Annotated in this window: 13 protein-coding genes; all 13 read left to right on the plus strand. The window is 51.7% G+C overall.

Annotated elements, in window-relative coordinates; genetic code table 11:
* The first annotated feature begins 62 nt into the window (after positions 1 to 62).
* Entirely contained in the window at positions 63 to 986 is a 924-nt protein-coding gene (oppB, locus tag ACY2RQ_RS17800) for an oligopeptide ABC transporter permease OppB (protein ID WP_490114347.1), read from the plus strand.
* An 11-nt stretch (positions 987 to 997) separates the two neighbouring features.
* Entirely contained in the window at positions 998 to 1,930 is a 933-nt protein-coding gene (gene oppC, locus ACY2RQ_RS17805) for an oligopeptide ABC transporter permease OppC (RefSeq protein WP_490114348.1), read from the plus strand.
* Positions 1,931 to 1,956: 26 nt separating this feature from the next.
* Positions 1,957 to 2,940, plus strand: a complete 984-nt coding sequence (locus ACY2RQ_RS17810) for an ABC transporter ATP-binding protein (protein WP_490114349.1) — start codon at positions 1,957 to 1,959, stop codon at positions 2,938 to 2,940.
* A complete protein-coding gene (gene oppF / locus ACY2RQ_RS17815; RefSeq protein WP_490114350.1) occupies positions 2,940 to 3,947 on the plus strand; it encodes a murein tripeptide/oligopeptide ABC transporter ATP binding protein OppF in 1,008 nt (335 codons plus the stop codon). Before ACY2RQ_RS17810 ends, oppF begins: the two co-directional genes overlap by 1 nt.
* 232 nt (positions 3,948 to 4,179) lie before the next feature.
* Positions 4,180 to 4,668 (plus strand): GspH/FimT family pseudopilin, encoded by a 489-nt coding sequence (locus tag ACY2RQ_RS17820; RefSeq protein ID WP_490114351.1) that lies wholly within the window; start codon positions 4,180 to 4,182, stop codon positions 4,666 to 4,668.
* 5 nt (positions 4,669 to 4,673) lie between these two features.
* On the plus strand, positions 4,674 to 5,090 hold the full coding sequence (gene pilV, locus ACY2RQ_RS17825) for a type IV pilus modification protein PilV (protein WP_490114352.1): 417 nt from the start codon (positions 4,674 to 4,676) through the stop codon (positions 5,088 to 5,090).
* Positions 5,090 to 6,007 (plus strand): PilW family protein, encoded by a 918-nt coding sequence (locus ACY2RQ_RS17830; RefSeq protein WP_490114353.1) that lies wholly within the window; start codon positions 5,090 to 5,092, stop codon positions 6,005 to 6,007. Before pilV ends, ACY2RQ_RS17830 begins: the two co-directional genes overlap by 1 nt.
* A complete protein-coding gene (locus tag ACY2RQ_RS17835) occupies positions 5,994 to 6,464 on the plus strand; it encodes a hypothetical protein (protein ID WP_490114354.1) in 471 nt (156 codons plus the stop codon). The genes ACY2RQ_RS17830 and ACY2RQ_RS17835 overlap by 14 nt, the downstream gene beginning before the upstream one ends.
* A 12-nt stretch (positions 6,465 to 6,476) precedes the next feature.
* On the plus strand, positions 6,477 to 10,382 hold the full coding sequence (locus ACY2RQ_RS17840; protein ID WP_490114355.1) for a PilC/PilY family type IV pilus protein: 3,906 nt from the start codon (positions 6,477 to 6,479) through the stop codon (positions 10,380 to 10,382).
* A gap of 51 nt (positions 10,383 to 10,433) precedes the next feature.
* Positions 10,434 to 10,832: a type IV pilin protein gene (locus ACY2RQ_RS17845; RefSeq protein WP_490114356.1), complete on the plus strand. Its 399-nt coding sequence runs from the start codon at positions 10,434 to 10,436 to the stop codon at positions 10,830 to 10,832.
* Between the two features lie 42 nt (positions 10,833 to 10,874).
* Complete coding sequence (locus ACY2RQ_RS17850) at positions 10,875 to 11,132, plus strand: hypothetical protein (RefSeq protein ID WP_490114378.1); 258 nt, start codon at positions 10,875 to 10,877, stop codon at positions 11,130 to 11,132.
* 222 nt (positions 11,133 to 11,354) lie between these two features.
* A complete protein-coding gene (locus tag ACY2RQ_RS17855; protein WP_490114357.1) occupies positions 11,355 to 12,545 on the plus strand; it encodes an acetate kinase in 1,191 nt (396 codons plus the stop codon).
* 89 nt (positions 12,546 to 12,634) lie between these two features.
* Positions 12,635 to 13,195, plus strand: coding sequence for a hypothetical protein (locus ACY2RQ_RS17860; protein ID WP_490114358.1), 561 nt, complete (start codon positions 12,635 to 12,637; stop codon positions 13,193 to 13,195).
* Positions 13,196 to 13,212 lie beyond the last annotated feature (17 nt).

The raw sequence follows: 13,212 nt of genomic DNA on the forward strand, positions 1-13,212 counted from the left end.
TATGAGTCTAACAGCGCCCGGTGCCGGAAACGGCTCCGGGCGCTTCAGGGACCAGAATATTCATGCTGAAATTTATAATCAAAAGATTTGCCGTAGCAGTACCTACTTTGCTGGTACTGATAACTATATCCTTCTTTCTTATGCAGGCAGCGCCCGGTAGCCCCTTTACCGGTGAACGTAATTTACCGCCTGAAATCCTGAAAAACATTGAAGCCAAGTACAATTTGGATAAGCCCGTATGGCAGCAATATTTCTATTATCTCGGAGACCTCGCGAAAGGCGATTTAGGTCCTTCTTTCAAATACCGGGATTACTCCGTAAATGACCTGCTCAGCCAGAGTTTCCCCGTTTCGCTGAAAATTGGTGCTGTCGCCTTTATCTTCACCGTTCTTATAGGCGTCGCCATAGGTACCATTGCCGCACTCAAACAAAATACCATTCTTGACTACATCATCATGGCTCTGGCCATGACCGGAGTTGTTCTACCATCTTTTGTGATCGCCCCGTTATTGGTTCTGATCTTCGCAATCACCCTGCAATGGCTACCCGCCGGTGGCTGGAACGGCGGGGAATGGCAGTACATGATCCTGCCGGTCACCGCCATGGCCATTATGTATATGGCCTCTATTGCCCGTATCCAGCGCAGCAGCATGATTGAAGTGCTGCACAGTAACTACATTCGTACTGCACGGGCCAAGGGCCTGCCCTGGCGGATTATCATCCTGCGTCACGCTCTGCGGCCTTCTCTGCTGCCGGTGATTTCTTATCTCGGCCCGGCCTTTGTCGGCATTATCACCGGTTCCGTGGTGGTTGAGACCGTATTCGGCCTGCCCGGTATCGGACAGCATTTTGTGAATGGCGCCCTGAACCGTGACTACTCTCTGGTATTGGGTCTGACCATTATTATTGGTGCCCTCACCATTCTGTTTACTGCGATCGTTGACATCCTTTATGCGGTGATCGATCCCAAGATCCGTTACCAGTAAAGGAGTACGTGATGACAACAATAACCCCTGATGCGGATAAAAAAGCGGCGGTCAGTAAGTTTGCTGACGCCCTTGATAACAAAAGCCTGGAAATTGAAGGCCGCAGTCTCTGGGCCGATGCCCGGGATCGTTTCCTCCGGAACCGCGCGGCTGTGACCAGCCTGGTTATCCTGGCCTGTGTCGGCATTCTCGTGATTGTCGGCCCCATGTTCTCACCCCACGAATACGATGCTATCGACTGGGGCTATATGGCTGCAGCTCCCGATATGGCATCCAGCCACTGGTTTGGTACCGACTCCCTGGGCCGCGACCTTTTCGTCCGTACCCTGATGGGTGGTCGTATCTCCTTTATGGTGGGCATTATGGGCGCACTGGTTGCCGTGCTGATCGGTACCCTTTTTGGCGCTACCGCCGGCTATGCGGGCGGCAAAGTGGACAGCTTTATGATGCGGATTCTGGAAATCCTGCAATCCTTCCCTTTTATGTTCCTGGTTATCCTGATGGTGACCATGTTCGGCCGCTCCATCATGCTGATCTTTATCGCAATCGGCGCGGTGTCCTGGTTGGATATGGCCCGTATTGTTCGGGGCCAGACCATCAGCCTGAAGAGCCGGGAGTTTATTGAAGCGGCCCGTGTATGTGGCACCAAACCTTCCGCCATTATCCTGCGCCATATCGTGCCCAATGTGCTGGGTATCGTGGTGGTGTACGCCTCCCTGCTGGTGCCGGGAATGATTCTTTTTGAATCCTTCCTCAGCTTCCTCGGCCTTGGTGTACAGGAACCCATGACCAGCTGGGGCGCGCTGGTAAACGAAGGTGCCCAGTCTATGGAAGTCGCTATATGGCAGCTGGCCTTCCCGGTGACCTTCCTGGTCGTCACCCTGTTCTGTTTCAACTATGTGGGCGACGGACTGCGTGATGCCCTTGATCCCAAAGATCGCTGATCGGTAAATAAGGAGCATCCAATACTATGAGTCTTTTAGAAGTCAAAGACCTGCAGGTGCACTTCTCCACACCGGACGGCAGTGTAACCGCAGTAAACAACCTGAACTTTTCCCTGGAAGCCGGGCAGACCCTCGGTATTGTCGGGGAATCCGGTTCCGGCAAAAGCCAGACAGCCTTTTCCATTATGGGACTGCTGGCTAAGAATGGTCTGACAGGTGGTGAAGCCCTGTTTGAAGGTCAGCAGATTCTGAACCTTCCCCAGAAAGAGCTGAATAAAATTCGGGCCGAGAAAATTTCCATGATTTTCCAGGACCCGATGACCTCCCTGAACCCTTATATGAAGGTCGGCACCCAGCTGTTGGAAGTACTGATGCTTCACAAGGGCATGGGCAAACAGGAAGCCTTCGAGGAATCCGTACGCATGCTGGACGCGGTAAAAATGCCCGAAGCCCGCAAACGTATGGATATGTATCCCCATGAATTCTCCGGCGGTATGCGACAGCGTGTGATGATTGCCATGGCTTTGCTGTGCCAGCCAAAGCTGCTGATTGCCGATGAACCAACAACAGCGCTTGACGTTACCGTACAGGCCCAGATTATGGATCTGCTGAACGACCTGAAGCGGGACTTCAACACCGCCATCATTATGATCACCCACGACCTGGGTGTGGTGGCCGGTATATGCGACAAGGTTCTGGTTATGTACGCTGGTCGTACCATGGAATACGGCACCACCGATGAAATCTTCTATCGTCCCAGCCATCCGTATACCATTGGTCTGCTGGAATCGATTCCCCGTCTGGATACCGACGACACTGTGGCCCTGCCAACCATTCCCGGCAACCCACCCAACCTGCTCAGCCTGCCCACAGGGTGTCCGTTCCAGGACCGCTGCGGACATGTGACAGACAGCTGTCGCCAACACTCTCCCGAACTGGAAATTCTGGCAAACGGACGCCAGCGCGCCTGCTTCTGGCAGCCTGAAGGTCAACAGGGAGGAGTTTCCTGATGAATGCTAACACCTCTAACAACAAGCCCCTGCTGCAGGTGCGTGACGTCTGCGTTCACTTCCCCATTCCCAAGGCCCGGGACTGGCCCTGGCAGCCTATCCCCATGCTGAAAGCGGTAGATGGTGTCAGTTTTGACCTCTACCCCGGTGAAACTCTTGGTGTTGTGGGTGAATCCGGCTGTGGTAAATCCACCCTGGCCCGGGCGCTGATCGGTCTGGTAAAAGCCCGCTCCGGTGAAATCATCTGGGAAGACAAAAACCTTGCAGGTCTGGACGATGCCGGATTCCACGACGTTCGTCGTGATATCCAGATGATCTTCCAGGACCCTCTGGCATCCCTGAACCCCCGCATGACCATCGGCGATATTATTGGTGAACCTCTGCGGAACTTTGAGCCTGACCTCAGCTCTGACGAGGTGAAAGCCAGGGTCCGCAAAGTGATGGACCGGGTTGGCCTGCTGCCCAACGTGATCAACCGTTACCCCCACGAATTCTCCGGCGGCCAGTGCCAGCGTGTGGGTATCGCCCGGGCCCTGATCCTCAAACCTAAACTTGTGATCTGTGACGAACCGGTAAGTGCCCTGGACGTTTCCATCCAGGCCCAGGTGGTGAACCTGCTGAAAGAGCTGCAGAAAGAAATGGGGCTGGCCCTGGTCTTTATCGCCCATGACCTTTCTGTTGTGAAACATATCAGCGACAGAGTTCTGGTAATGTATCTGGGTAATGAAGCGGAACTGGCCACGTCCCACGACCTGTACGCCAATCCGACTCATCCTTATACACGGGCGCTGTTGTCTGCGGTTCCGGTGCCAGACCCTGAGCTTGAGCGTAATAAAACCATTGAGCTGCTGGAAGGAGACCTGCCATCACCGATCAAGCCTCCCTCTGGCTGCGTGTTCCGCACTCGCTGTCCGAAGGCTGTCGACAGCTGCTCCAGCCATAAACCTGAGCTGCAGTCTGTCGGTTCAGGCTCTCATCAGGTTGCCTGCCCCATCGCTGTTCAGTAACTCCCTGCGGTGTCGTTGCAAGCGGCACCGCTATTCCCTTACCGCTACTCCCTTCCTGATATACCACTCATCCTGAAACTACGACCATTTATCAATACTATGTCGTATGGAAAACAGATCGGTTGACGTCACCCACAAAAAACATAAGAATCGCCTTTGAGATATAAATGTATCACAATATACAAAAATACTTGCTGAAGAACACATTTATGGTCAGATTGTAGGGGCTGCAATGAGAAGTAGTAACTCTTCACTAAGTCAGCGCAGTAGCGGATTTACACTGATTGAATTGATGGTCAGCCTGGCGGTGCTCGCCATTTTGCTGGGTGTGGCCGTGCCCGCCATGACCAATATTATCCGCACCAATTCCGTTGCCTCCACCGCCAACAGCCTTATCGCTGTACTGCAGTACGCCCGTGGCGAAGCGATTCGGCGTGATACTTCTATTGTCATTTGTCCGGCTAACAGTGCCAGAGATGATTGCGGAAATAACTCAAGTAACGGCTTCCTTATCAAAACCACCTCGAAAACCTTGAAAGATATTGAGCCAGGGCCAGACGGCATCAGCTTAACCGTGAACAACAATACCAATTTCAGCATCAACTTTGATGGCGACGGCAGCACCACTGGTGGTGAGATACTCGTTAAACAAACAACGGATACCTCCATCAAAAAGAGCATTGAGATAACCGCTGGTGGCCACTCCTCTGTGAAGGGATAAATAATATGAAAAAAGTCCCAGGTTTCACCTTAATAGAATTACTTGTCGGGCTGTTGATTATCTCAATTGGCTTTCTTGGGATGTTTGCGTTTCAGGTACGGGCACTGCAAACCAGTCAGGCCTCCATGCTGCAAACCCAGGCGGTCCAACTTGCTGATGCCCTTGAGCAGCGTATGTTGGCCAGTGGTGATAGAGGTTTAGATATTTTTGCCAAAAAATCAGACGGTAACAGCGTCTTCAAAACCTGGGAAACAAATCTGAAAGCCAACCTCTCATCAGAGGCGACTGCGCAACTGGTAAAGCTCGACTCACTCAATGGTAACCAGCGCTATACCCTGACCATAACCTGGCCCGAAGGACTGGGAAACCACAGTAGCAAAGCTCAGGAAACAGGCCGCCTGGTCCTGAATATGGTGCTGTAATGGTTGAAGCACATAGTCCTTACAGCCGCGGTTTTTCCCTCGTTGAGCTGATGGTCGTTATGGTGATCAGCCTGGTACTGATTCTGGGAATCACCCATTACCTTGGCGATGCCAGGGGAAATACGACAACAACCCGAGAATTGAACCTGACTCAGGATCAGGGCCGTTTTCTATTACAACGACTAAGCAAGGATATACAGCGTGCCGGCTTTTTAGGGCCAAATCCCGGAGGAGATATGCAAATTATCTCCTCTGAATCCGGCCTGAATGAAACCCGTAAACTTCTGAAAGAGGGCGGGATAAAACTGACGCAAAATACCACGGCAGATGATGCACCTGCCGGAACACCAGAGCCTTCCGATGTTTTGCAAATTATTTACCTGAGCCCATGGCCTAATGCCTCAACCGAGTTCACCCTGACAGAGAACGGCAGAACCTTCGCCACCATGCCACCTGTCGGTTCAACCCGGCAACCCGTACTAGAAGCCAAAGACCTTGAAGCTGGGCCTCTGGTTCTGGCTGATGATGAAGGCAGTATTATTTTCGACCCCCCCCGTCTCGACGCTGGATCAACGGGTTTTACCATTCCCGGTAACAAGCCAGCGACTCGAACCTCTGTACCAGGCACAGGGCTGACTGCCAATGTACGCCTCTATGAAATCATAAAGCGCTGTTTTGCCGTGGACGCCACTAAGAAGCAGCTGGTAAATGGTGCTCCTTGCACTGCTGCTGACAAAGCTGTGGTGCTGGCAAACAACATCACTGGATTCAAGATAAGAAATACAGACCCCAACCTCGCCACAAACAAGCAAAAGGCTTACAGGCTGGAAATCTCTATAGAGAGCGACTCTTTGGAAAGCGACAAGGTTTTCTACACAGTAGCTGTACCCAGGAGAAGATTGCATGGTGGTGAATAATTTTAACAACCGGCAGTCCGGTGCGGTTCTGGTCACGATACTGGTTTTCCTGCTGCTGGTGTCCATGGTCTCACTGAGTGGTGTCAAAGATGCAGTTCTACAGCAAACACTCTCCGCCGGGCTTGCTGAAGGGAAGATGCTTGACCAGGCCTCCAGCAATCGCATCGAAGAGATATTTGTTACCGTAGCCAAGAAGCAAAAAGGCGTCACCGGCAGTGTTGTCCAACAACCCGGCTCAACGATTCGCAGCCAGGCTGTCGTCAACCAGACCCATCGCTGTAAAGGCGCGATTGTTGGCATGGACCTGATTAAAACAGATGCTGTCTGCGGAAGGGTCATCTCAACCTCATGGCTAGATAGCAATACTGACAATGTTATTGATACAAGTGACACCGAGCTGGTCATTCGTGGAACGACCCAGGGCTTTATGCGCATTCATCCGGCATCGAATTATTAAAAGGGAGACTTTATGTCAGCATTTATAAAGTCGGCATGTCTGGCTGCCATCAGCCTTCAGGTCACACTACTTCAGGCAGATGATACGGAGATTTTCTTCGGGGGGCAGGCGGCTGGTGAAGAGCTCAAACCCAACGTGTTGTTTGTTCTGGATACATCCGCATCCATGCTTAATGCATTATCAACGAACAATGAGTACAGAACCCGCCTGGAAGGGCTCCAGAATGCGTTCAAACAGGTTTTAACAACCAGAAGCTCCAAGACCAACGAGCTACCACAGATGAAGGCGGGGCTTATTCGCTTCCATCGCAGCTATGACGGCGACGGACTCAGTGTTCCAAATTACAGTGGCTCACCTATTTATTTCCCGATCAAAGATCTGGAAGAGACCATCAATAACCCTACAGGACTGCAGTTCCGCAGATATGTTGGTCATTCAGGAAAAGATGATGCTCAGGAGTTTAATGGCCGGACGCAGAATTGGAGACCGAAACTCTCTTTAGATGGAGGAGATATCGGAATGATATTCCGTAACCTGCCTCTTTCTCCATCCGATACTGTGAGTGACGCACGTCTGAATCTATGGCGCTCCAAGAACTTTGCCCCGGAAAACTTTCTGGACCCCAATGACCGTGAGGAATTCTTCGGGGAAAGGCAGGTCAATCCTCTCCCATTTCAAAACAATCCCTACCGCCGCAAAATTTATGCGAGAAACAAAGGGGCTGTGATGCCCCTGGGTGCGGGAAATGGCAAACGATTAGAGAACTCCCCCTATGAGCAGCCGCCATTCAATGCCTTTGGTTACGAGATAACCGGACTCGAAGGCATTATCAACACCCTGAAAAATCAAAGTGGCTGGCAGCAAGGCGGCATAATGTCGATCCTTTACGATTCTGGCTTTTCCAAACCAAACCCTTTGGCTAATTCCTTCACAACTCACGAATGCGCAAGATTTGAGTATGACCGATGGCGTGGTCGTTACTGCGCTGAATACAAAAAAGAGCCCCGTCGTTGGTTTTACTCCTTCGATGGAGCTTTATTCTCTGGCACGCTGGGTAATGAAGATCAGGTTTCGCCACCAAGTCTCATAGTAAAAACTCAGCCACCGGCCTCACACAAAGTCAGAGATGAGCTGATTAACCGGGTGTACGCGCTGGACCCGGATACCGACTCAACTCCGACTATTGATAAACTGCGCGTAGCTGCCCAGTTCTTCAAGGATAACGGCAATGCACTGGTAGAAAACAAGTGCCAGAAGAACCATATCATCCTCCTCTCTGATGGCCGCCCCAGCCCAATGGCTGCAGGTGTCGCCAGTCAGGTTCAAGCTTTAACCGGAAAATCCTGTACCGACAATACAAATTGTGGCCAAACTCTTGCCAGCTGGATGAGGGATGACCATGACTTCAGTTCAAACGTCGACGGTAAAAGCAATGTTTTACTACACACCATCGGCTTTGGCCTTAAAGGTGGATCTGATGGCAGTGAGGCTCGCCGTTTCCTCGATGCCCTTGCCCGGGCCGGTGGAACAGGACGTGCCCGCCTGGCAGGGAATGATCAGGAGCTGATAGAGATTTTCCAATCCCAGGTTCAGGAAATCCTTGATGTCCAGAACAGCTTTGTCACTCCAGGTGTTGCCATCAACCAGTTCAACAGCTTTCGCCATAACAACAGGCTCTATTACTCCATGTTCAAGCCTGGCCCCAATGTCACCTGGGAAGGCAACCTGAAAGCTTACAAGCTGGCACGGGTTGAGGCCGATAAAAAGCTGGTTATTGCAGATAAGAACAATAGAAAAGCCATTGCTTTTAACGGGAGTTTCGCCACTGGTACCACCAGTATCTGGAGTACCGGAAACGATGATAACAAGATAGATAAAGGTGGTGCCGTGCAAAATTTACCGAGTGCGGGCACACGAAAGATCTATACCGATCTGGAACTGAACGACGGAGACAGCCTGACGACCAATCAGTTAAGAACCAGTAACGCCTATATCACCCTGGGTTATCTTGATCCAAATGGAGCGACTGATCTGAGCCGCTCTCAGATTATTCACTGGGCCAGAGGCCTTAACCTGGATGGCGGTACAACTCCCGCAAGAAAAGGAAAAATAGGCGATCCTCTACACTCATCCCCCGTCGCCTTTACCTACGACTGCAAGCCTGTTGGCGGGCAAAAATATAATTCCCCCAACACCCCCGGCTCTGGCTGTAAGGGCGAAACGGACACCCGTATTTTCTTTGGAACCAACCAGGGTTTCCTCCACTCTATTGACGCTGGCAACGGTGTGGAAAAGTTTGCCTTTATACCAGCGGAGCTGCTGAAAAACCTGAGTACCATTGCCAGCAATCCTGAGATCTCAGTGACCCAGCCCAAAATTTACGGCTTGGACCTGACTCCCGTCATCTGGCACAAAGACTTAAACAAAAACCATGTTGTTGATCCAACGGCCAGCAACAGAGAAAAAGTCTACCTCTATGCCGGCATGCGCAGGGGCGGACGCAGCTACTATGCACTGGATATCACTGATCCAAACCAACCCAAAATCAAGTGGCGTATTCATGGTGGCACAGGCGGTACCCCCGGCTTTGAAAATCTGGGTCAAACCTGGTCAGAGCCTGTACGTGGACGCATTCGAGTAAAGGCCGGTGGCCGGTTCCAGGATAAAGACGTGCTGTTCTTTGGCGGCGGCTATAGCACTAATCAAGATCCAATCCCCGACCAGCCTGTAACTCGACGTAAGGATTCAGAATCTGCAAACCCCATGGGCAACGCCCTGTTTATCGTAGATGCAGAAACCGGCGAGCTGATCTGGAAAGCATCCAAGAAACAGCTTCGCTCAAGTGGCTACGGAACCCTTGCACTCCCCGCTATGGACTACAGTATTCCGGCACGCCTGGCGATTCTTGATATCAACAAAGATGGACTCTCCGACCAGATTATCTTTGGAGATATGGGTGGCCAGGTCTGGCGGTTGTTTATCAACAAGGGGCAAACCTCACTTGATAGTCTGGTAACACCGACTCCCACCGGAAGCAATGCGACCAAGGGGCTGATGGCTTCTCTGGCCAGTGATGCTCCCGCAGATCAAAACAACCCAGACGCACGCAGGTTCTATGTCACACCCTCTCTGGCTTTGACCAACCATTCCGACGGCCGTACCTATCTGACTGTGGCAATCGGATCTGGTTACCGGGCCAACCCTTTGAATAAAACGGTTCAGGATCGCTTCTATGTTCTGAAAACAGCGGCTATTCGGGAACAGACGGCCACAACTCCGGTCCTGACCGAAAGCAGTGTTTCCATGTATGACAATACACCCAATCATCTGGATAATGACTCAGCCTCTCAGGACCAGAAAAACAGCGCAAAAAATGCACTGAACCTGATTACCGGCTCAGGAGATAACCGCGTCCAGCATAAGACTGGTGGCTGGTATATCAAACTCGGCAACAGCACGAACCGCAGTGGTGAAAAAGCCATCACGGAGTATCTGGTTTTTGCCGATCATATTCGTTTCCTGACCTACGCGCCTAGTAGCCCTGGAAGAAACTGCAGTGCGGTTAGAGGGCAGAACTATTACTACAAACTCAATCTGGCTGATGGCCGGGGCAAACGTTCACAGATCATTCAGTCACCGGGTATCAGCGGTGGTGTCGCCCTTATCCTGACCGACGAAACTGCCCTTAACTCCCCGGTGGGCAGCGGCGATGCCATTCTTGAACTGGGTCCCAACAAAGAACTGGATGCCAACCTCACTTTCCGGCGTACCTATTGGTATGACAAGATTCTGGCCCGCCCGGGAGAAGGTCCTAAGGGTGGTGAATCATCTTCAGAAGAGGAAGAGGAAGAGGAAGAGGAAGAGGAAGAGGAAGAGGAAGAGGGCAAGTCAGCCTCCCAATCCGATCCGGACATTTAAATACGTCAGGAACATAATAAACAGCACTTTGATATGAGAGCAGTGAACAGATTGTCTGAAGTTAAGATAAATTCCAGCGGCTTTACCCTTATCGAATTAATGATTGTGGTCGCTATTGTTGGGATACTGGCCGCTATCGCTTACCCGAGTTACCAGCAACATGTTACCCGCACGGCCTGTGAACAGGCCCGTGGAGAACTGGAGCTGGCCGCTGCGGATCTGGAAAGATATCGGGCCAGAAACAATAACAGTTATCTGAACGCTGCAGCAGGGACCCATTTTACAAACCGCAGCCCCAAAGATGGTCCAATCCGCTACAACATCAGCTTTGCTCCCGGAACACTCACCGCCAGCGGTTATACCCTGCGGGCTGTTCCCACCGCAGTGCAGGGAGGAAATACCATCACTCTCACCAACCTGGCAGCCCGTGGAAACTGGAATTGTCCCTAACAATCGAATCCCGGAGATAATAATATCTGTGGAACCACAGATATTACCCGCACCATCAAAGTAGGTGAGGTTTCAGACGAGCAGCGACGTATGGCGCTCCTGGTGCTGAAACCCCATATCACCCTCGATAAAGCCCGTTTTCTCCCTGGCACTACCGGCATGCAGCTGGATACTGTTACCCGCCAGCCCATGTGGCAGGAAACTGGCACAGAAGCGGAGCTGCTGGAATTTGAAGCCATCACCGGCCAGAACCAGGCATACGACGACAAAATTCTTCCTTTTGCAACAACTACGGATTGATAACTTCAACTTCTGTTGATAATTTTCATCCAGAATTGACTGTTCTTCTCTTCACGTCTCTTCACGGAATCTGGAAAAAGCCCCGAGTTCGGGCTAAACGTGCAGTAGACTAGACGTGCAGTAGACAATGCAGAAGTGGCGGCGGTTTGTCCTGATTCCAGGCAGTTCACGCCGAATTCTCACTTCTATCCATTCGGGCAGAAACCAGCGTTGATACGGACCATGAACAAAGAAAACATTCTGATCATCAATTGCGGCAGCTCCTCCCTGAAGTTTGCCGTGATCAGCCCGAACACCAGCGAAGAGTTCATTAACGGCATTGCTGAGCGTCTGGGCTCTCCGGAAGCATTTATCCGCTGGAAATTTAAAGGCAATAAAGAGCGTATAGAACTGAATGGCGGTGCCCATGACGCAGCTGTGGCCGCGCTGCTTAGCATGCTGGAAGACAAGGGCCTGAAAGACAGTATCGCCGCTGTTGGCCACCGTGTCGTACACGGCGGGGAGACCTTCAGGGAGTCCTGCCTGGTAACCGACGAAGTGATGCAGGCTATCGAAAACTGCGCTCACCTGGCGCCCCTGCACAACCCCGCCAACCTGATCGGTATCAAGGCTGCCCAGAAGCACTTCCCCGGCCTGCCCATGGCCACGGTATTCGATACTTCTTTCCACCAGACCATGCCGGAGCAGGCTTACACCTACGCTCTGCCCTACGAATACTACCGTGATCACGGCCTGCGCAAGTACGGCTTCCACGGCACCAGTTACCGTTTTGTCGCGGAAGCTACCTGCTCCGCTCTGAATCTGGACATTAACAACAGCCGCGTTCTGATCGCTCACCTGGGTAACGGCGCAAGTGCTGCCGGCGTACTGAACGGCCAGTCCATGGACACCACCATGGGCCTTACGCCCCTGGAAGGTCTGGTTATGGGTACCCGTTCCGGTAACGTTGACCCGAACGTCTTCTCCTTCCTAAACAAGACTTACGGCTACACACTGGACGAAATCACCGACATCCTGAACAAGAAATCCGGCCTGCTGGGTATCTCCGGGCTGTCCAACGACTGCCGCACTATTGAAGAAGCCTGCGCTGAAGGCAACAAGCAGGCGCAACTGGCCATAGACGTATTCTGCTACGTTCTGGCCAAGCAGCTGGCTGGCCTGGCTGTGGCCACCGGCGGCATTGACGCCCTGGCCTTCACCGGCGGTATCGGCGAAAACTCCGATATCATCCGTGGCAGGGTTCTGGAAATGCTGGGCTTCCTGGGTTTCGAACTGGATCAACAGCGCAATCTGGACAACCGCTTTGGCAACGAAGGCGTGATCACCACTGATTCTTCCAAAGTAACTGCCATTGTTGTAGCCACCAACGAAGAGCTGATGATTGCCAGGGACACTGCGGTTCTGATCGCCTGATCTTCACCGCATCGCGATACAAATATGTTTGACAGGATGACAACATAATCTATCTGTTATGCAGTTCCCCTCTTTGCTGAAAATCAGATATGAAGTTTTCCAATCTTGCGACAGGGTTCCTGAATGTATCTCTGGTCACGCTACTTCTTTGTACAGTTGACGTGTCTGCAGCCGCATCCTGCCCCCAGGCTATACCCAACCCTTTTGTCACCGGCAACGGCAGCATCCTTCCGTTCTGCTACGTCTACACACCTCTGAGTGCTAATGCCCTGAAAGTACCTGGAATTTACGTTCTCGGTAGGCCGACTTCCGGCCCTTATAAGGATGATATTGTCAGCCAGGGTCTGGTGCTGTGTGATAACAGCGGGGATCGTACCTATGATGGCAATCCAGCCTCACAGAAACCTGTGGATCATGCCTTTGCCTTTGATAAGACCATTCTTCGAAGCCAGCGCGATATGATCACTTACGGAACCTATCTTGAAGTTCACATTGATAACAATCTCAATATCACCCTGGAACACAGTGCTACAAAGCTATGCCCTCCCGATAATAATTTATTCTGGTGTACGATACCGGATACGAAAACCGTATGTACCGTTCCTGGGCATATGACGCCACTGACTTATCTTCAGAGTTTCAACCGGTAATCTTATTCAGCCTGTCA

The sequence above is a fragment of the Parendozoicomonas sp. 209JJ7-1 genome, from assembly GCF_058147085.1.

What these genes read in the sequence shown, in the direction of transcription:
- oppB (WP_490114347.1), top strand. Translation starts at nt 63, where the DNA reads ATGCTGAAATTTATAATCAAAAGATTTGCCGTAGCAGTACCTACTTTG.
- oppC (WP_490114348.1), top strand. Translation starts at nt 998, where the DNA reads ATGACAACAATAACCCCTGATGCGGATAAAAAAGCGGCGGTCAGTAAG.
- ACY2RQ_RS17810 (WP_490114349.1), top strand. Translation starts at nt 1,957, where the DNA reads ATGAGTCTTTTAGAAGTCAAAGACCTGCAGGTGCACTTCTCCACACCG.
- oppF (WP_490114350.1), top strand. Translation starts at nt 2,940, where the DNA reads ATGAATGCTAACACCTCTAACAACAAGCCCCTGCTGCAGGTGCGTGAC.
- ACY2RQ_RS17820 (WP_490114351.1), top strand. Translation starts at nt 4,180, where the DNA reads ATGAGAAGTAGTAACTCTTCACTAAGTCAGCGCAGTAGCGGATTTACA.
- pilV (WP_490114352.1), top strand. Translation starts at nt 4,674, where the DNA reads ATGAAAAAAGTCCCAGGTTTCACCTTAATAGAATTACTTGTCGGGCTG.
- ACY2RQ_RS17830 (WP_490114353.1), top strand. Translation starts at nt 5,090, where the DNA reads ATGGTTGAAGCACATAGTCCTTACAGCCGCGGTTTTTCCCTCGTTGAG.
- ACY2RQ_RS17835 (WP_490114354.1), top strand. Translation starts at nt 5,994, where the DNA reads ATGGTGGTGAATAATTTTAACAACCGGCAGTCCGGTGCGGTTCTGGTC.
- ACY2RQ_RS17840 (WP_490114355.1), top strand. Translation starts at nt 6,477, where the DNA reads ATGTCAGCATTTATAAAGTCGGCATGTCTGGCTGCCATCAGCCTTCAG.
- ACY2RQ_RS17855 (WP_490114357.1), top strand. Translation starts at nt 11,355, where the DNA reads ATGAACAAAGAAAACATTCTGATCATCAATTGCGGCAGCTCCTCCCTG.
- ACY2RQ_RS17860 (WP_490114358.1), top strand. Translation starts at nt 12,635, where the DNA reads ATGAAGTTTTCCAATCTTGCGACAGGGTTCCTGAATGTATCTCTGGTC.